Annotated in this window: 17 protein-coding genes; 9 read left to right on the forward strand and 8 right to left on the reverse strand. The window is 71.5% G+C overall.

Translation table 11 applies throughout. The annotated features are described in order from the left end of the window. On the reverse strand, positions 1-533 hold a 533-nt coding region (locus tag ACTJKJ_RS26185; protein ID WP_440823075.1), incomplete at its 3' end, for an ATP-binding cassette domain-containing protein. Positions 534-550: 17 nt separating this feature from the next. Further along, complete coding sequence (chvE, locus tag ACTJKJ_RS26190) at positions 551-1,645, reverse strand: multiple monosaccharide ABC transporter substrate-binding protein (protein ID WP_440823011.1); 1,095 nt, start codon at positions 1,643-1,645, stop codon at positions 551-553. Between the two features lie 243 nt (positions 1,646-1,888). On the opposite strand from chvE, the gene ACTJKJ_RS26195 reads away from it, so the two are divergent. Together ACTJKJ_RS26195 and ACTJKJ_RS26200 are read left to right on the forward strand one after the other, a co-directional pair. Continuing rightward, positions 1,889-2,626 carry a hypothetical protein gene (locus tag ACTJKJ_RS26195; RefSeq protein ID WP_440823013.1) on the forward strand — a complete coding sequence of 246 codons (738 nt, stop codon included), beginning with the start codon at positions 1,889-1,891 and terminating at the stop codon, positions 2,624-2,626. Next, complete coding sequence (locus ACTJKJ_RS26200) at positions 2,583-3,116, forward strand: hypothetical protein (RefSeq protein ID WP_141225212.1); 534 nt, start codon at positions 2,583-2,585, stop codon at positions 3,114-3,116. Before ACTJKJ_RS26195 ends, ACTJKJ_RS26200 begins: the two co-directional genes overlap by 44 nt. A 39-nt stretch (positions 3,117-3,155) precedes the next feature. On the opposite strand, the gene ACTJKJ_RS26205 is transcribed toward ACTJKJ_RS26200, so the two are convergent. The 4 genes from ACTJKJ_RS26205 to ACTJKJ_RS26220 all read right to left on the reverse strand — a co-directional run bounded on the left by ACTJKJ_RS26205 (position 3,156) and on the right by ACTJKJ_RS26220 (position 7,217). After that, complete coding sequence (locus ACTJKJ_RS26205) at positions 3,156-3,527, reverse strand: VOC family protein (RefSeq protein ID WP_440823015.1); 372 nt, start codon at positions 3,525-3,527, stop codon at positions 3,156-3,158. 61 nt (positions 3,528-3,588) lie between these two features. Further along, positions 3,589-4,008 carry a GFA family protein gene (locus ACTJKJ_RS26210; RefSeq protein WP_440823017.1) on the reverse strand — a complete coding sequence of 140 codons (420 nt, stop codon included), beginning with the start codon at positions 4,006-4,008 and terminating at the stop codon, positions 3,589-3,591. Positions 4,009-4,142: 134 nt separating this feature from the next. Next, positions 4,143-6,188: a peptidase inhibitor family I36 protein gene (locus ACTJKJ_RS26215; RefSeq protein WP_440823019.1), complete on the reverse strand. Its 2,046-nt coding sequence runs from the start codon at positions 6,186-6,188 to the stop codon at positions 4,143-4,145. Positions 6,189-6,443: 255 nt separating this feature from the next. Then, positions 6,444-7,217, reverse strand: a complete 774-nt coding sequence (locus tag ACTJKJ_RS26220) for a ThuA domain-containing protein (RefSeq protein ID WP_440823021.1) — start codon at positions 7,215-7,217, stop codon at positions 6,444-6,446. An 85-nt stretch (positions 7,218-7,302) separates the two neighbouring features. Between ACTJKJ_RS26220 and ACTJKJ_RS26225 the strand changes: the two genes are divergently transcribed. Continuing rightward, positions 7,303-8,076, forward strand: a complete 774-nt coding sequence (locus ACTJKJ_RS26225) for an SDR family oxidoreductase (RefSeq protein WP_440823023.1) — start codon at positions 7,303-7,305, stop codon at positions 8,074-8,076. A 185-nt stretch (positions 8,077-8,261) separates the two neighbouring features. After that, positions 8,262-8,513: a hypothetical protein gene (locus ACTJKJ_RS26230; RefSeq protein ID WP_440823025.1), complete on the forward strand. Its 252-nt coding sequence runs from the start codon at positions 8,262-8,264 to the stop codon at positions 8,511-8,513. A gap of 153 nt (positions 8,514-8,666) precedes the next feature. Here the strand turns inward: ACTJKJ_RS26230 and ACTJKJ_RS26235 are convergent, their stop codons facing one another. After that, positions 8,667-9,008 (reverse strand): hypothetical protein, encoded by a 342-nt coding sequence (locus tag ACTJKJ_RS26235; protein WP_440823027.1) that lies wholly within the window; start codon positions 9,006-9,008, stop codon positions 8,667-8,669. Between the two features lie 162 nt (positions 9,009-9,170). Between ACTJKJ_RS26235 and ACTJKJ_RS26240 the strand changes: the two genes are divergently transcribed. Next, complete coding sequence (locus ACTJKJ_RS26240; protein ID WP_440823029.1) at positions 9,171-10,094, forward strand: M14 family metallopeptidase; 924 nt, start codon at positions 9,171-9,173, stop codon at positions 10,092-10,094. 91 nt (positions 10,095-10,185) lie between these two features. Here the strand turns inward: ACTJKJ_RS26240 and ACTJKJ_RS26245 are convergent, their stop codons facing one another. Further along, on the reverse strand, positions 10,186-11,169 hold the full coding sequence (locus ACTJKJ_RS26245) for a dienelactone hydrolase family protein (RefSeq protein ID WP_440823031.1): 984 nt from the start codon (positions 11,167-11,169) through the stop codon (positions 10,186-10,188). Between the two features lie 276 nt (positions 11,170-11,445). Between ACTJKJ_RS26245 and ACTJKJ_RS26250 the strand changes: the two genes are divergently transcribed. The 4 genes from ACTJKJ_RS26250 (at position 11,446) to ACTJKJ_RS26265 (ending at position 18,138) form a co-directional block, all read left to right on the forward strand. Continuing rightward, entirely contained in the window at positions 11,446-12,060 is a 615-nt protein-coding gene (locus ACTJKJ_RS26250; RefSeq protein WP_091721971.1) for a mechanosensitive ion channel family protein, read from the forward strand. Positions 12,061-12,336: 276 nt separating this feature from the next. Next, a complete protein-coding gene (locus ACTJKJ_RS26255; protein WP_440823033.1) occupies positions 12,337-13,521 on the forward strand; it encodes an efflux RND transporter periplasmic adaptor subunit in 1,185 nt (394 codons plus the stop codon). Further along, positions 13,514-16,666: an efflux RND transporter permease subunit gene (locus ACTJKJ_RS26260; RefSeq protein ID WP_440823035.1), complete on the forward strand. Its 3,153-nt coding sequence runs from the start codon at positions 13,514-13,516 to the stop codon at positions 16,664-16,666. The genes ACTJKJ_RS26255 and ACTJKJ_RS26260 overlap by 8 nt, the downstream gene beginning before the upstream one ends. Next, complete coding sequence (locus tag ACTJKJ_RS26265; RefSeq protein ID WP_440823037.1) at positions 16,663-18,138, forward strand: TolC family protein; 1,476 nt, start codon at positions 16,663-16,665, stop codon at positions 18,136-18,138. The genes ACTJKJ_RS26260 and ACTJKJ_RS26265 overlap by 4 nt, the downstream gene beginning before the upstream one ends. The last annotated feature ends 50 nt before the right edge of the window (positions 18,139-18,188 follow it).

Here is an 18,188-nt window from a genome sequence, read left to right on the forward strand (position 1 = left end):
AGCAGCCGCACTTCCTTGGCCAGCGCCTTGGCGATCTCCACCAGCTGCTGCTGGCCGACGCCGAGCTCGCCGACCGGCGTCTGTGGCGAGGCCCGCAGGCCCACCCGCGCCAGCAGCTCGACCGCGCGCTGGTGCATCGCCATGCGGTCGATGACACCCAGCCGCGCCGGCTCATGACCGAGGAACAGGTTCTCCGCGATCGAGAGCTGCGGCACCAGCGCCAGCTCCTGGTGAATGATGATGATGCCCAGCCGCTCGCTGTCGGCGATGCCGGCGAAGCGGCGCACCTCGCCGTCGAAGCAGAGCTCGCCGCCGTAGTCGCCGCCGTGGTCGGGGTGCGGGTAGACGCCCGACACCACCTTCATCAGCGTCGACTTGCCGGCGCCGTTCTCGCCGCAGAGCGCATGGATCTCGCCGGCGCGCACGGACAACCGCACGTCCTCCAGCGCCGCGACGCCGGGGAACCGCTTGGTGATGCCGCGCAGCGCCAGCAGCGGGGCCGGGGCCGCGCTGTCGTGGGTTGTCGCGTTCATGGACCGATGACCGCGCCTCAGCGCAGTTGCGTGTCCTTGTAGTAGCCGCTGTCGACCAGCACCGGCTTCACGTTGGCCGCGTCGACCGAGACCGGCTTGAGCAGCACGCTGGGCACGACTTTCACGCCGTTGTTGTAGGTCTTGGTGTCGTTGACCGCGGCGGGCGTCTTGCCGGCCAGCATCTCGTCGCTGACGGTAGCCGCCGCCTGCGCCAGCTGGCGTGTGTCCTTGAACACGGTGCTGGCCTGCTCGTGCTTGAGGATGGACTTGACCGACGGCAGCTCCGCGTCCTGGCCCGAAACGACCGGGCACGGCTGCTTGGCAGTGCAGTAGCCGGCGCCCTTCAGCGAGGACAGGATGCCGATGCTGATGCCGTCGTACGGCGACAGCACCGCATGCAGCTTGTCCTTGCCATAGAAGGCCGACAGCAGGTTGTCCATGCGGGCCTGCGCGGTGGCGGCGTCCCAGCGCAGCGTGCCGACCTTGGCCATGCCCAGCTGCTTGCTGCGCACGACCAGCTTGCCGCTGTCGATATACGGCTTGAGCACCGACATCGCGCCGTCGTAGAAGAAGGCCGCGTTGTTGTCGTCCGGCGAGCCGCCGAAGAGCTCGATGTTGAACGGGCCCTTGCCCTGCGCCAGGCCGAGCTTGTCGACCAGGCTCTGGCCCTGCATCACGCCGACCTGGAAGTTGTCGAAGGTGACGTAGTAGTCGACGTTCTTCGTGCCCTTGATGAGCCGGTCGTAGGCGACGACCTTGATGCCGCGGTCGGCGGCCTTCTGCAGCACCGGCGACAGCGCCGAGCCGTCGATCGGCGCGATCACCAGCACCTTCACCTTGCGGGTGATGAGGTTCTCGATCTGCGCGAGCTGGTTGGGGATGTCGTCCTCGGCGTACTGCAGGTCGGTCTTGTAGCCCTTGGCCTGGAAGGCCTTGACCATGTTGTCGCCATCGGCGATCCAGCGGGCCGAGCTCTTGGTCGGCATCGCGATGCCGACCAGGCCCTTGTCCTCGGCACGAGCGCCGCCGGCCAGCAAGCCCAGCGTCGCACCGCCGACGATCAGCACCGCGCGAACGAGCGCGGCACGCCGGCTCCAACCTGTATGAAACATTTTTGTCTCCTGAATGTTTTATGAACGCCGGTTTTTACTGCCACGCGCCGGCTTTGTCGATCCCAGTTTGGATATCGAGCGAGGCGCGCCGGTTATCGGTCTCCCGCGATGGCGGCTTGTGTGCGGCAGCGCACAGCGGTCGCGCGTGCGCTTGGCCGAGAGTCATTTGCCGCGGCGTCCGCGAGCGGGCAACATCGTCGGATCGCCGGGAACGCCACCGGCATCCCTCGCTGAAAGGCTCCCATGGCACGTGCCCTTGTTCCGGGCCCGATTGGGCTGGACGTCCGCCAGATGCTGTCCGACCCCGGCACACGGTGCCTCGGCCCCTCGCCGCGCCCCGGGCCGATCGGCCTGGACGCCGGTATCGGCACGAGTCTCGACACTTCCTGGACGATGCTGGCCGGGGAGGTCATCCCTCCAGCACGGGCCGTCAATGTCCCGGCGCCGCTGCGGCCGTTGGCCACGCCAGAAGGCGGGGTCCGCCCTCTCACCAGCGGCGAGATCGCAATGGCGCGGCTGCTCTTCAAGGACGCGATCGACTACAGCCGGGTGAAGGTCCACAACGACGAGTACCTTCCCTTCGGCTTGCAGCCCGACGACACGGCGATGACGCCCAACGGGGAGATCTATTTCAACAAGAAGCACTTCAAGGAAGACTTCTCATCAACCGACGTCTACACCAAGCAGTGGTTCATCCACGAGATGGTGCATGTCTGGCAGTACCAACTCGGTTACCCGGTGCGGCTGCGTGGTGCCATCCGCATCGGGTTGGGCTACGACTACGAGCTCAAGGCTGGCGCCAAGCTGGGCGACTACAACATGGAGTCACAGGGCGACCTGCTGGCCGACTACTTCGCGCTCAAGCACCTGAACGCGCCGCAGGCGATGCGGCAGGCGCAGTTCGCGCAACAACTGGCCCTTTTCGAAGAGGTGCTGAATGCCTTCCTCACCAACCCGTCCGACACCGCGAACCTGCCTTGACGCGACGCTGGCGCTGGCCTTGTGCGCCGCGCTCGGCACGGCCTGCGCGACCTCGCGGGTAGGCGACGCCGAAGTGCGGCTCCAGGAGGGCCAGCCCTGCTTCACGATCAGCGCCAAGGAGGCTGCGCGCGGGCCCACGATCCGCTTGCAGGCGGTGATGGTCAGTGATGTGTCGGTCAGCCCGGTCGCCGAGGTCTGGTCGGTGCTGCTGGATGCGCAGCGCCTGGAGACGATGTCGTCGGCCAGCTGCTTCGCCTATGGCCAGGCACCGGACGGCGCAAGCGCGCGGCCCGCGACTGCACCGATGCTGCAGCCCGGCCGGGTCTACCAGGTCTACCTGAACATCCGCTCATCGGACCGGTCCGATCCCACCCGGGGTTACATGGCCAAGTTCTGCCTGGCGGCCGATCCAGCCGATCCCTCCGGGCCTCGCCGCCTGATGCCTGTGCTCTACGGCACGCGCGCCTGGGACGAGGGCTTCTGCCGCTGACCCGCCTCACGTTGGCCTCACCCCGACATCAAGTCGGCCTCACGCCGGAGCGTGGCAGACCATCTCGATGTTGTGCCCGTCCGGATCGATGACGAAGGCCGCGTAGTAGTTCGGGTGGTACGTCGGACGCAGTCCGGGCGGTCCGTTGTCGCGGCCACCGGCGGCCAGGGCGGCGCGATGGAAGGCATCGACCTGCTCGCGCCGCGGCGCCACGAATGCGATGTGCAGGTGGGCCGGCGTCTCGGTGGTCTCGAACAGGCACAGCGAGGACTCGCCCCCGGCGCTCAGTTCCGCGCCGTAGGAAGGCTCGCCCTCCCCGACCACCGACACGCCGATCGGCGCCAGCGCCTGCAGGTAGAAGGCCTTGCTGGCGGCGTAGTCGCGGACGCCGAACTTGACGTGGTCGAACATGAAAGCTCCTGTGCTTGGAATGACGCGACGCGGCGGGGAAGCGATGGCGCCGGCCCGGCGCTCAGCCCCAGTGCTCCGCGTCCGGCGGCGGCACGACCCAGGCGTGCATGCGGTCCTCGTAGACCGACACGGTGGGCGCGGGGAAGGTCGGATCGGCGAAGGCGCCGACGGGAATCGCGATGAAGTCCGGCAGCGCCTCGGGCTCGTAGAAGACCGTCGAGCCGCATTCCGGACAGAAATGGAAGCGCGCCCGCGTGCCCTCGTCGCCGACGCGCACGTATTCGGTCGAGCGGCCGGCCACCGTCACCTCCTCGCGGCGGAAGCGCGCCTGCTGGCCAAAGACGCTGCCGGTGCGGCGCTGGCAGGCCAGGCAGTGGCAGATGGACACCCGCACCGGATGGCCCACGACGCGCGCGCTGAGCTGGCCGCAACAGCAGGCCGCGAGGCGCTCGGGCCCGCGATCGGAAGGGGATGAGGTCATGGGGCTCGACGATAACGGCCTGCCGCCGCAATGCAAGACGCGCCGCGATCTCCCGACACGCGGCGCGTCCATTCAGGTCGACGTCGAGGCCGAAGGCCAGGCGCCAAGGCCCCGGCCTCCGGCTCGGTCCGGGCTCAGCGCGACAGCTCGACGCGCTGCGCGTTCAGGCCGTCCGACACGATGAACTCGAAGCGGCCGCCAGTCGGCAGCTCCTGCGTGTCCAGCGTCACCTCGCCGCCCTGCAGGTCCTGCGCCAGGTTCAGGCGGCGGGTGCCGTCGGTCCAGGTCACGCTCAGGAAGGGCGTCGCCTCGGCGTCCCAGCGCAGCGTGGCCTTGCCGCCGGCTTCCTTCACCTGCACCTGCGCGCGGCTGGTGCCGGCCGCCAGCGCCTTCTGGCGGGCGTTGGTCACGCGCGCCTGGGCCTGCGCCAGCGTCGCGCCATCGCGCAGCACGCTGATGCCGACGATGTTGTCGGCCTTGGGCACCAGCACGCTGAAGTGCAACTGGTCGCCATCATGGTCCAGCGACTGGGCCGAGAAGGCGTAGTCCTTCACCTCGCCGCCCGCGGTCTGCACGCGCAGCACGTACGGGCCGCCGGCCGCGTCCGGCTTGGCGACCAGCGTCTTGACCGGATTGATCTCGACCTGGCGGCCGCGGATGCTGCCGCTGACCAGCAGCACGTCCTGCGCCGCCGCCTTGCTGTCGCCGTCCGCGGAGGCTGCGGCGCTCTTGGCCGTCGCGCCGGCCGCCACCGCGTCCGACGGCGTCAGGAAGGTCTGCATGCGGCGGTAGTTGTAGTCCGAGAACACCGTGCCGCCGCAGTAGCTCATGATGTCGTGGCGGTCGGTCGGGCGCGGGTCGTAGAACGCGTTCACGTCCGACAGGTAGCTCCAGATGTAGCGGCCCGGCTTGCCCAGGTTGGCGTCCGGGTACGGATAGTTGGGGTCCGGCGAACCCGCGCCGCCGCAGGCCGCGTGCGGCAGCGAGAAGTTGTGGCCCAGCTCGTGCGCCACCACGTCGCGCACGGTGTCCGGCGCGCTCGGCATGTCGAAGCCGACGGCCGAGCTGCCGGGCATGTAGCCCAGGCCCGCCAGGCCCCAGGTGCGCTTGGGGATGAAGCCGAAGTAGTAGTCCTGGCGCGCGGCGCCTTCGATGCGGTGCAGGTCGTTGAGCTCGCCCAGGATCTTGCCGAAGGCATCGCTCCAGCCCGAGTCCGTGGTCGGCAGCGTCGTCACCTTGGACGACACGAAGGTCGGATGCGAACGCAGCGTCACCGACGACACCGGGAACAGCGCGCGCAGGTGCGCGGTCTGGTCGGCCGGCAGCTGGCCGGTGGTGCCGGCGATGCGCACCGGGATCGGGATGAAGCGCATCGGCGTGCCGCCGCCCACCCGCGGCGTGAAGCTCTGCGCCGCGGCGCCGGCGACGGTCACCGTGACCTTCAGGCCGCTCTTCACCAGCTCGGCCGGCACGGTGACGCTGTAGGCGTCGTCGAAGGACTGCGTCTCCGACACGGTCGTCGGCAGGCCGCGCCGCGGCGGCGCCAGCGGCAGGTCGCGGCTGGTGCCGTCGACGGTGTTGTCGACGCGCACGACGCCGGTCGGCGCGGCGGTGCCGGCCGGCGCGGTCACGTTGACCTTCAGCAGCGTGGGCTTGTTGGCGACCAGCACCAGCTGGCTGTCGCCGCTGGCGTAGAGCATCGACTGCGCGAACTGCACCGAGGCCAGGGTCACGTTGGACGGCGCCGCGGGCGGCGTGACGCGCATCGAGGACACCGCGTCGTTCAGGGCCACGCCCACCAGGTTGGCGTTGTCCGCCGTCAGGGTGACGGTGGCGCCGCGGAAGTTCTGGTCCGCGAAGAGCTCGACCTTGTAGCCGGCCGGCACGCGGATCGACGAGATGCGGTCGTTCCAGGTCGGGCCGATCCAGCTGGTGGTGGTGCTGCGGCACAGGCTGGCGCCGGCATAGTTCGCGTGCTCGTAGAAGCACACCTGCGCGGCCGTCGCCGTCGCGGTGGCGCCGGCCGAGGCGGCGCCGCCGGGCACGCTGGCCTCCTGGACCGCCGCCTCGTCGGAGGATCCACCGCCGCCGCAACCGGCGAGCACGCCGGCCAGCGCCAGCGACAGGGCCAGCGGATGCAGGCGGGGAGCGCCACCGGGGCGCGTCGAAGTGATCGTCATGGAATCCGTCCTCCGGGGATGTGGGGTGCCTCAAGGGCGGCGGATTATTCGGAGCGCCCCTCGCACGCCCTGCAACCGAAGGCGCCGATTCGTAAGCGGCCGCAAGCGGCGCCCAGGCCGCGCGCTTTACAGGACAGACACGAAGGGCCCCGCGCGCGCAACGCCCGGTTGCATCCGATACGACGCGCGCGTCGCCGATTCAGGGGAGCGGGGCAGCGTCAGAGCGGCTCGCCCGGCTCACCCATCCCACCGGGCTCACTCGGCGCTGAAACCCTTGCCGGTGGCGGCCCAGTAGATGCCGCCGAACAGGTGGTGCTGGAACCGCTCGTCGCCGTAGGTGGCGGGCAGGTGGCCGAGGGCGGTGTAGAAGCTGCGCCCACCGTCGACCCGCTGGTACCAGCTGATCGGGTGGCTGGCGCCCATGGGCGCGACCGGCTTGCCGCCCCATTCGGTGGCGGGCTGGTAGGTCCGCTCGTCCACCGTCAGCAGCACCTTCAGGCCCTCCGACCGGGGCGGCCCGAACTGATACCACTCCTCGGTGAAGAGGAAGCGCCGCGGGAAGCGGTCCATGCCGGGGAAGTTGCCGTCCTGCACCACCAGCGTCGCCGTCTGGTTGGCCGGATGCGCCTGGAACATCCGCCCCACCAGGCGCCCGTACCAGGGCCAGCCGTGTTCCGTGTCCGCGGCGCTGTGCACGCCCACGAAGCCGCCGCCGGCGCGGATGTAGCGCTCGAAGGCCGCCTGCTGCGCCGCGTCCAGGACGTCGCCGGTCGTGAGGAGGAAGACGACGGCCTGGTACTTCGCCAGTTCCTGGTCGTTCATCACGCGGTTCGCGTCCTCGGTCCAGAACACGCCGAAGTCGTGCAGCTGCCCGAGCCGCTGGATCGCCGCCACGCCGGCCGGGATGGACTCGTGATGCCAGCCCGCGGTCTTGCTGAAGACCAGCACCTTGAACTGCTCGGCCAGTGCCAGCGGCGTCACGGCCAGCAGGCCCAGCGCCATTGCGAAGAAGCGGAGACGCTGGCCCATGGAACTTCCTGGTCGAGAGGACGAAGGCGCGATGATGCCAGGACCGCGTGCCGGTGACCGCCGCGGGCGGCGCAGAATCCGCCGCATGAGCACCGACACCGCCCGCCCCCTCACCCTCATCACCGGCGCCAGCCGCGGCATCGGAGCCGCCACCGCCCGGCTGCTGGCCCGCCAGGGGCACGACCTGGCGCTCAACTACCGGCACGACGCCGCCGCGGCGGAGGCGGTCGCGCAGGACGTCCGCCGCCTGGGCCGGCGCGCGCTGACCGTGCAGGCGGACGTCGCCGATCCGGCGCAGGTCGAGGCGATGTTCCGGCAGGTCGACGAGGCGCTCGGCCGCGTCACCGGGCTGGTCAACAACGCCGGCATCGTGGCGCCCGCCACCTCGCTGGACGGCATCACGCCCGAGCGGCTGCGTCGCATGTTCGAGGTCAACGTCTTCAGCGTCGTCTTCTGCACGCAGCAGGCGGCGCTGCGCATGAGCACCGCCCGCGGCGGCGCCGGCGGCGCGATCGTCAACCTGTCGTCGCGCGCGGCGCAGCGGGGCTCGGCGGATCTCTACAGCGACTACGCCGCCAGCAAGGGGGCGGTCGACACGTTGACGCTGAGCCTGGGCCAGGAGCTGATCGGCCAGGGCATCCGGGTGAACGGCGTGCGGCCCGGGATCATCGAGACCGAGATCCATGCCGACAGCCGGCCCGCCGCCGAGTTGCCGGCGTTGCTCGCGGCGGCCGCCGCCACCGTCCCGATCGGGCGGCTGGGCCGGGCGGAGGAGATCGCGGAGGCGATCGCCTGGCTGCTGTCCCCGGCGGCGAGCTACACGGTGGGCGCGACCCTGGACGTGGCGGGCGGCCGCTGACGCGGTCTTCCTGGAGCGCCAGCGCTGCTTCGACGGAACCGATGGGCGCCGGCTGCCGACGGTCTGTCCGGCGCCGATGCAGTTCGCGCCGTCGCGATGCGGCTTCGTCGCCCGCCGCTCGAAAGGCGCGTCGGCGATGACGACACTGACTCCATCGACACCGCACACCGCTTCAGGAGATCGACATGAGCACCACCCGCCGCCTCGCCCTCGCTTCCGCCACTCACACCACGGTCAAGGCCGTCGCCTTCGGCGCCGTCGCCGCCCTGACGCTGGCGCTGGGCATGGCCCACGCCCAGGGCCAGCGCGAGTTGCGCGCCTCGATCATCACGCTCGATCCGGTGGTGATCTCGGTCAAGCGCGAGCAACTGCCCACCGTCGTCATCACCGGCCGGCGCGACGCGTCCGCCGACACGCAGGTCGCCTCGATCCAGTGAGCCCGCGGGCCGCTGTGTCGGCGGCGCGATCCGCGCCCGGACGCCGTCGGATCGCTCCATGCAGAACGCCCGGCATGCCGGGCGTTCTGTCGTTCCGGGCGGGCGATTTCCGGTCGTCCGCTCGTCCGCGGATTTGCGCGTTCGATCAGGCGATCACGCCGGGCCGGATGGCAGCGGGCAAGGTCCGGGGTCGGACACCCCGCTCGCGGGCGTCCATCCGATGACGCCCTGGGCATTGCGGACCTTCACGGCGGTCGAGGAGCATGAGCTTCGCCCCAGCACGACCAGGTCGGCGCTGCGTTCCAACGCGAGCGGCACCGGCCCGAACCGGCCCGCCACGACGTCGAGGGCGTCCGCTTCCGTCCGATAGATCGAGACGGCCTGCGTGGTCCAGGACGGATCGTCCGATGGCGCGGGCGACTGGCAGGCCGTGAGGCCGAGGGTGGCCAGGCCGGCCGCCGCGATCCGAAAACGCTGCATGTCGAGGTCTTTCATGTCCAGGCACCAGAGGTCGCGGGCAGCCGCCGTGGACAGCGCCGCCCGAGCGACGCGCATTCTCCCCTGCCGGCGTCGGGCCCTCACCGTGACCGACGGCCGGCCTCCCTGCCTTGCGGCATCATCGCGGGCCATCGGTCCAACCCTCTTCCGGAAGCCAGCATGAGCACAGCGCGCTTTTATCCCATCGGCACTCCCGGCGTCCCCTGGGGCGACGCGGAACGGATCGCCTGGCGCGAGCGCCAGGTCCGGCATCGCCGCCACGACCAGGACGTGGTCCCGCGCGTCGAGGCGCTCGCCGACGATTTCGAGATCGTCCGCTATGGCGAGCTCGCCTACGGCGACGACCGCTACTCCCTGCTGGCGCTCAAGAGCCGCGACTGGCGGCCGGAGCTGCCCGTCGCGCTGGTCACCGGCGGCGTCCATGGCTACGAGACCAGCGGCGTGCTGGGCGCGCTGGGTTTCGCCGAGGACCACGCGGCGCGCTACGCCGGCCGCGTCAACCTGCTGGTCGTGCCCTGCGTCAGCCCCTGGGCCTATGAGCGGATCTGCCGCTGGAACTACCACGCGGTCGATCCCAACCGCAACTTCGGCGCGCGCCGCGAGGCCGCGGAGTCGAGCGCGCTGATCGCGCTGGTCGAGCCGCTGGCGGGCCGGTTCCTGCTGCACATCGACCTGCACGAAACCACCGACACCGACGCCACCGAATTTCAGCCGGCGCTGGCGGCCCGCGACGGCAAGGAGCCCGACCGCGACGGCGTGCCGGACGGCTTCTATCTGGTCGGCGACAGCGAGACCACGCGGTTCGATTTCCAGCAGGCCGTGATCGAGGCGGTGCGGCGCGTGACCCACATCGCGCCGCCCGACGCGCAGGGCCGGATCATCGGCTTCCCGGTGATCGCGGACGGCGTGATCGAGTTCCCGGTGCGCCAGTCCGGCCTGTGCGCGAGCCTCACCGGCGCGCCCTTCACCACCACCACCGAGGTCTATCCCGACAGCCCGCGCACCACGCCGGACGAATGCGTCGCGGCGCAGGTGACGGCCGTGTGCGCGGCGCTGGATTTCGCGCTCGCGCACGCGCATTGAAGCGGGGCTCGCCCCCGCTCAGTTCACAACACCGGCCGCCGGCGCGAACAGCCGACATTGGCGGGCGAGTGTGCCGGATTCGACGCGGCCTTCACTGGCCGAAGAACACGCGCCGCACGAAGCGTGTCGCGTCCTCGCGCGAGGCCTGGAAGGCGGCCTCGTTGCGGCCGACGTGCGCGCCGCGCGTCATGCACGCGTTGATGAACGCCGTCAGCTGGTCCGACGGGATCACCTGCCCGGTGCGCTCGGAGGTCACCACCCAGGTCGGGATGTCGGTGCGGATGACGCCGCAGGCGTAGCCGCTGGTCGCATCGGCCCGGTAGCGCACCGGCAGCAGGCTGTCCCACGCATGATGCGCATCGGCGTAGCGATGCGTCTCCACCGGCGTGCCCAGCGTGGCGTACTCGAGGCCCAGCGCCTCGCAAGGCTCCGGATGCGTGTAGTCGTCGGCGGCGCCCACCAGGTTGAGCAGCGGCGCGCGCGTGACGTTCGGCGAGGTATAGATCTGCGAGCAGCCGGCATAGGTCGCGATGTGCAGCGCGAAGGCCTGGCCGGTCTTCACCACGGCCCGCAGAAACGGCAACTGGGCCGTCTGCAGCGCCACGGTGCCGCCGCGCGAGAAACCCATGATGCCGATGCGCCTGGCGTCGATGCGGGGGTCGGCCGACAGCAACCGCAGCGCCTGGAAGGCGTCCATCACGTTGGCCGCGGCCGGCACGCTGGTCTGGTCCGCCGCGGTCGACGACACGCCTCGCGGCGCGAAGCTGTCGACAATGAAGGTCGCCACGCCGATGCCGTTGAAGGCCTGGACCCACTGCTGCAGACCCGGCCCCACGCCATCGCTGCCGTGCGCGAGCACGATCGCGGGCACCGGTCCGGCAACACCGGCCGGCAGGCTCAGATCGCCCCATACCGGCGTCGGCACCCATTGCGCGCGGCGCTCGCGTGCGAGGTCGAAGAGCGACTTGGGCGTGAAGCTGTCGAACGCGATGCGGGTGCTGTCGTCGGCGCGCGCGGCCGTGACGGACAGGCCGAGCACGCACACGGAGACCAGGACTCGGAACAGTCGATGCATGAAGCCCTCGGGCAGTGAAGGAACGCGGCGGGGCGCCCGGCCGGCGCTCCTCGTGAGCGAGGCCGCCACACGGGACGTGAGCGGCCGCCGGAGGTTAACCGCGTGCCGCCGCGCGGCCGGCTCGTCGGTTGTCCCACCCTTCGGGCACACGAGATCCCGCCACGGCGCTGCCGCCCTTCGAAGCAGCCGCTCTCCCTGCCCTCCCGCTCCTCGCGGGGCGAGGGCGTTCATGCCGATACAGACATTCCCCGCCGAAGGCACCGACACTCGCCTCCCATGAACAAGTTGAACCGGCTCCTGCACGATGTCCTGCCCGCCTGGGCCGCCGAGTGGCTCGACCTCCTGGTCCCGCTGATCGAGGTCATCCTGATCGGTCTGGGCGCCTGGCTCGTGATGCGCATCGCGCGTCACCTCACCCGCAAGCTCACCAGCGCCTACGCCTTGCCCGTGACCGTCGCCACGGTCTTCCTGCGCTCGGTCGCGGTGCTGATCTATGGCGGCGCCGTGCTCTGGTCGCTGGAGCGGCTGGGCGTCTCCGGCGCCGTCCTCTGGACCGCCTTCACCGGCTTCGCGACCGTGGGCGCGGTCGCGTTCTTCGCCGCGTGGAGCGTGCTGTCCAACCTCTTCTGCGCGCTGCTGATCTACGTCACCCGCGCCTTCCGCGTCGGCGACGTCGTGGAACTGCTGGAATCCGGCGACAAGCCCGGCGTGAAGGGCCGCGTGGTCGACATCAACCTGGTCTACACGACGCTGCTCGAAAGCGGCGACCCGGCCAGTGGCACCAGCCTGCAACTGCCCAACAGCCTGTTCTTCCAGCGCGCGCTGCGGCGCTGGCACGGCTCCGCGGCCGACGGGGCGATCCTGCCGGCGCAACAGATCAGGCTTGAATGACTTTCGGGTGTGAGCCCGGACATGGCTGCAAGTTCAGGGTTTCTTCAGGAACGACTGCGTAACCTGCCGCTCGTCGCGTCGCACTGGCGGCCCGGCCTGTCCGCTTGCCCGTCCAGTCCCCAAGGAGCCGCCATGGATCCCGACCCCAGTTGTCAACGCCACGCGGCACCCGCCGCTGCCCCTCGCCGATTCCCTTCGCCGCGAGCGACGACCGTCCGGATCCCTCCAGCCCACGCTTGAGGGGCGTTCTGCGGCCGTCGCCCGCAGGAGCCCCTCATGCTGCCTCTCCGCTTCTTCCGCATTGCCGACCGCGGCACGCCACGGTCGTTCACGACCCCGGCCTGCCTGCTCCTGCTCGCCAGCGCGCCGCTCTGGCTCGCCGGCTGTGACGACTCCCCGGCCCACGCCGCCTCCGCCCCGCCCGCCGCGACCGCCGCGACGGCGTCCCCGCACCGCGAGGGCGCGGACATCGTGGTGCCGGCGGACTCGCCGCTGCGCGAGCGCCTCGTGGTCGCCGCGGTGCGGAGCCAGGCCGTCGAGCAGCCCATCGCCGCGCCCGGCACGATCGAGGCGCTGCCCGACCACCTCGCCCGCATCGCGCCGCCGGTCACGGGTCGCGTGGTGGGACTGCACCGCGCGCTGGGCGATCCGGTGCGCGCCGGCGACGTGCTCTTCACGCTGGACTCGTCCGACCTGAGCGCGGCCCGCGGCGATGCGGCCAGGGCGCGCGACGCGGCCGCCCAGGCAGGCCGCGACCTCGACCGCCAGCAACTCCTCTTCGACGCCGACATCGCCGCGCGCAAGGACCTGGAGGCCGCGCAGCTCGCCCGCGCGCAGGCGGCCAACGACCTGCGTACCGCGCAGGCCCGGCTCGCACAGCTGGGCGCGAGCGCGGACGACAACGCCGGGCGTCGCCTGTCGGTCCGCGCGCCGCTGGCCGGCCGCGTCATCGAGATGAACGCCGCGCCGGGCGGCTACTGGAACGACGTCAATGCGCCGCTGATGACGATCGCGGACCTGAGCCGGGTCTCGGTGACCGCCGCCGTGCCGGAGAAGGACCTGGCCAGGATCTTCGTCGGGCAGTCGGCCCAGGTCGTGCTGAACGCCTATCCCGACGATCCGCGCGCCGGCACGGTGCGCTACATCGGCGAGGTGCTGGATCCCGACACCCGCACCGTCAAGGTCCGCCTGATCCTGGACAACGCCGACGGCCGCCTGCGGCCCGGCATGTTCGTGAAGCTGCGCTTCGCCGGTCCCTCGCACCCCGCGCCGGTGGTGCCCGCCTCGGCGCTGCTGCAGGAGGGCCTGTTCACCCGCGTCTTCGTCGAACGCGCGCCGGGTCGGTATGTCGCCCGCGAGGTGAGCGTCGGCGCCGCGCTGGGCGACCAGGTGGAGATCGTCTCGGGCCTGCGGCCCGGCGAGCGCGTGGTCGTGCGCGACGGAGTGCTCCTCCATGATTGAGCGCCTCGTCACCCTGTGCTTCGACCGCCGCGGCATCGTCTGGCTGGTCTTCGCCTTCGCCGCGCTCTACGGCGTCCACAGCTTCCGGCAGTTGCCCATCGAGGCCTATCCGGACATCGCCGACGTGACCTCGCAGATCGTCACGCAGGTCAACGGCCTGGCCGCCGAGGAGGTCGAGCAGCAGATCACGATCCCGATCGAGCGCGCCCTACTCGGCACGCCCGGCATGCAGGTGCTGCGCACGCGCAGCCTGTTCGGCCTGTCGCTGGTGACCGTGGTGTTCCAGGACGGCGTCGAGGGCTACTGGTCGCGCGAGCGGCTGCAGGAGCGCCTGGCCGAGCTCTCGCTGCCCTATGGCGCGCGGCCGGGGCTGGATCCCTACACCTCGCCCACCGGCGAGATCTACCGCTACACGTTGGAGAGCCCCACGCGCAGCCTGCGCGAACTCTCCGAGCTGCAGGCCTGGACCGTCATCCCGCGGCTGAAGAAGGTGGCGGGCGTCGTGGACGTCACCAACTTCGGCGGGCTGACCACGCAGTTCATGCTCTCGCTCGATCCCGCGCGGCTGACGCAGTACGGCCTGACGCTGAGCCAGGTCGTGGACGCGCTGAACGCCAACAACAGCAGCGGCGGCGGCAGCGTGATCGACCGCGGCGAGCAGTCCTATGTCGTGCGTGGCGTCGGCCTGCTGCGCTCGCTGCAGGACATGGGCAACGTGGTGGTGAAGACGGCCGCCGGCGTGCCGGTGCTGGTCCAGGACCTGGGCGAGCTGCGCCTGGGCGAGGTCGAACGCCGCGGCATCCTGGGCAAGGACACCGACGGCGACACGATCGAGGGCATCGTGCTGCTGCTCAAGGACACCAACCCGTCGCGCACGCTCGATGGCCTGCACGCGGCCGTCGACGAGCTCAACACGGCGCTGCTGCCCGGCGACGTCAAGGTGGTGCCCTACCTCGACCGCGCCACGCTGATCGAGGCGACGTCGCACACCGTCGGCCACACCCTGGTGGAAGGCATGGTCGTCGTCACGCTGGTGCTGCTGCTCTTCCTCGGCAGTCCACGCGCGGCGCTGGTCGTGGCCGTCACCATCCCGCTGGCGCTGCTGGCGGCCTTCATCTTCATGCACCACGCCCATGTGCCGGCCAACCTGCTGTCGCTGGGTGCGATCGACTTCGGCATCCTCGTGGACGGCGCCGTCGTGGTCGTCGAGCACCTGCTGCGCCGGCGCGAGCAGGCGGCCGACCGGCCGCTGACCCCGCGCGACGCGATCGTCGCGACGCTGCAGGTGGCGCGGCCGATCTTCTTCGGCATGGCGGTGATCGCCGCGGCCTACCTGCCGCTGTTCGCGTTCGAGCGCATCGAGTACAAGCTCTTCAGCCCAATGGCCTACGCGGTCGGCGCGGCGCTGGTGGGCGCGCTGCTGGTGGCGCTGACGCTCACGCCGGCGCTGGCCTGGCTGGCCTTCCGGCGGCCGCGCCCGCCCTTCCGCAACCGGCCGCTGGAGGCGCTGCAGGCGCGGTATGCCGACTTCCTCGCGCGCGCCGTCGGACGCGGCCGCTGGCTGGCGGCGGCGCTGATCGCGTCGGCGCTGGCCCTGGCCGCGCTGGCCGGCACGATCGGGCGGGACTTCCTGCCCTACCTCGACGAGGGCTCGATCTGGCTGCAGGTCCAGATGCCGCCCGGCATCACGCTGGAGAAGGCCGCCGGCATGGCCGATGCGCTGCGCCGCGCGACGCTGGAGTTCCCCGAGGTCGCCCACGTGGTCACGCAGACCGGTCGCAACGACGACGGTACCGACTACTGGACGCCCTCCCACATCGAGGCCAGCATCAGCCTCACGCCCTACGAGCGCTGGACCGCGCCGGGCGGCAAGCAGGGACTGATCCGGCGCCTGGCCGAGCGTTATGCCCGCATGCCGGGCTACAGCGTGTCGTTCATGCAGCCGATGATCGACGGCGTGCAGGACAAGCTGTCGGGCGCGCACAGCGACCTGGTGGTCAAGGTCTTCGGCGACGACCTCGACGAAGGACGCCGCATCGCGGCCCGGGTGGCCGAGGTGCTGCGGACGGTGCCGGGCGCCGCCGACGTGGCGGTGGACGTCGAGCCGCCGCTGCCCAACCTGCGTATCGACCTGGACCGCGCCGCCGCGGCGCGGCTGGGCATCAACGCCGCCGACGTCGCCACGCTGGTGTCCACCGGCATCGGCGGCGCGGCCATCGGGCAGGTCTACGTCGGCGAGAAGAGCTACGACATGACGGTCCGCTTCACGCCCGAGTCGCGCGCCAGCCCGCAGGCGATCGGTGATCTGCGCCTGACGGGGGCCAATGGCGCGCAGGTGCCGCTGTCGGACGTCGCGCGCATCCGCACGACGGTGGGCGAGAGCGTCATCGTGCGCGAGATGGGCCAGCGCCATCTCATCGTGCGGCTCAACACGCGGGGCCGCGACCTGTCGAGCTTCCTCGCCGAGGCCCAGCCCGCGCTCGAGCGGCAGGTCCGTTTCGACCGCCAGCGCTGGCGCCTCGAGTGGGGCGGGCAGTTCGAGAACCTGCAGCGCGCGCAGCAGCGCCTGGCGGTGATCCTGCCGCTGACGCTGGGGGTGATGCTGCTGTTGCTCTTCGCCGAGTTCCGCAACCTGCGCCAGCCGCTGCTGGTGCTGGGGGTGGTGCCGCTGGCGATGATCGGCGGCTTCGCGGCGCTGCACCTGCGCGGCATGACGCTGAATGTCTCCAGCGCCGTGGGCTTCATCGCGCTGTTCGGCGTGGCCGTGCTCGGCGGCGTGCTGATGGTGGCGCAGATCAACCGGCTGCGGCGCGACGACGGCCGGCCGCTGCGCGAGGCGGTGCTCGAAGGCGCCGCCGGCCGCATGCGCCCGGTGCTGATGACGGCGGCGGTCGCGGCCTTCGGCTTGACGCCCGCGATGCTGGCCACGGGCCTGGGCAGCGACGTCCAAAGACCGCTGGCCACGGTCGTCGTCGGCGGGCTGGTGACGGCGACGCTGCTCACGCTGCTGCTCCTCCCGGCCCTCTACCACGCGATCGAAGCGCGCGTGGAGCGCGCCGCCGCCCGGCGTGCCGCGCAGGCGACGCTCGATCACGACCACGACCACGACCACGACCACGACCCAGCATCGGAACCCCTGGCATGAAGCGCCTCTTCTTCCTCACCCCTCGCCGCGAAGGCGCCGGCATCACCGCTGAGACCACGGGTCAGCGCCGGCGTCCGACCAGCCGCCGTGACGCCCTGGTCCTGGCAGTCGCGCTTATGACCGGTTACCCGATGACATATGCGTCGACGCCGGACGCCAATACCGACGCCGCCGGCGTTCCCTTCGCCGCCTACCTGGACGCGGTGGAGCGCTTCAGCAATGCGATCGCCGCGCAGCGCGAGGCGGTGGCGGCCGCACGCGCGGGCGTGCCGATGGCGGGACTGCGGCCCGATCCGTCGCTGTCGCTCGGTGTCGGGCCGGCGGAGCTCAGCCGGGAGGTGCGCCCCAAGCCGCGTCTGGCGCAGAGCATCGGGCTGAGCTACACGATCGAGACCGGCGACAAGCGCGAGCGCCGCGTCGCGGCCGCGCGCAGCCAGGTGAGCGCCGGCGAAGCCGCGTTGGCCGGCGCCGGTCGCCAGGCCGCCGCGGACGCGGCCGCCGCCTTCATCGAGGCCTGCCGCACGCGCGAGGCGCTGCAGCGGCAGGAGGCCTCGCTGGCCGCGCTGGGCGACATCGTCCGGATGAACGAGCGACGCCATGGCGCCGGCGATCTCGGCGGCCTGGAGCTGCTGCAATCGCGCAACGAGCGCGATCAGTTCCTCGCCACCGTCGTGCGCGCGAGGGCCGACGCCCGGACCGCCATGGAAGCGCTGGCCGCGCCGCTGGGTCGCCGCTGGCGCGAGGCCTTCGGCGACGCGTCGCCGCTGTGCACCTTCCGCGACGGACTGGCGCCCGAGGGACTCGACGGCATCGAGGGCATCGAGGCCATCGGCGGCTCGGGCGGCATCGAGGGGAGCCACGAGGGCGAGGCGCTCGATGCCCTCGTGGCGCGAGCGCTCGATCAGCGCGACGACGTGCGCATCGCCCGCGCGGCGGTGGACAGCGCCCGTGCCGCCGCGGACCTGGTCCGCGCCAACCGCTGGGTCGATCCGAGCGTCAGCCTCAACTACGGCTACACGCCGCAGGGACACCGCGGCGTGGCGGCGGACGGCTCGGCGGTCGCCCCCTCGCCGCGGTCCAACACCGTGTCGGTCTCGGTCTCGGTGCCGATCCCGCTGTCGCGGTTGGACCGCGGCGACCTGGTGCAGGCCGAGTCGGCCGTCACCCAGGCCCTGCTCGCGCTGCGCCAGACCGAGCTCCAGGCGCAGGCCGACGTCCGCGCGACCCACGCCCAGTACCGCGCCGCGCTCGAGAACCTGACCCGCTACCGCGACGCGACCCTGGGCGACGCGCGGCGCGTGGTGGAAGGCCTGCGCCTCTCGTACCGGCAGGGCGCCGCCTCGCTGCTGGAGCTGCTGTCGGCCCAGCGCGCGGCGGACGACACCGAGCTCGCCTACCTGCAGGCACGCAGCGAGCTCGCCGCCGCCACCGTGCGGCTGCAGCTCAGCCTCGGCCGCGCGCCGGCGCCTTGAGCCAGCGGGGAAGCCGACGGGGAATCGCGCCGGCATGCGAGACTGCCGCC

The organism is Roseateles sp. 22389 (genome assembly GCF_052044995.1).
In the GTDB taxonomy this organism is placed as follows: Bacteria; Pseudomonadota; Gammaproteobacteria; order Burkholderiales; family Burkholderiaceae_C; genus Roseateles.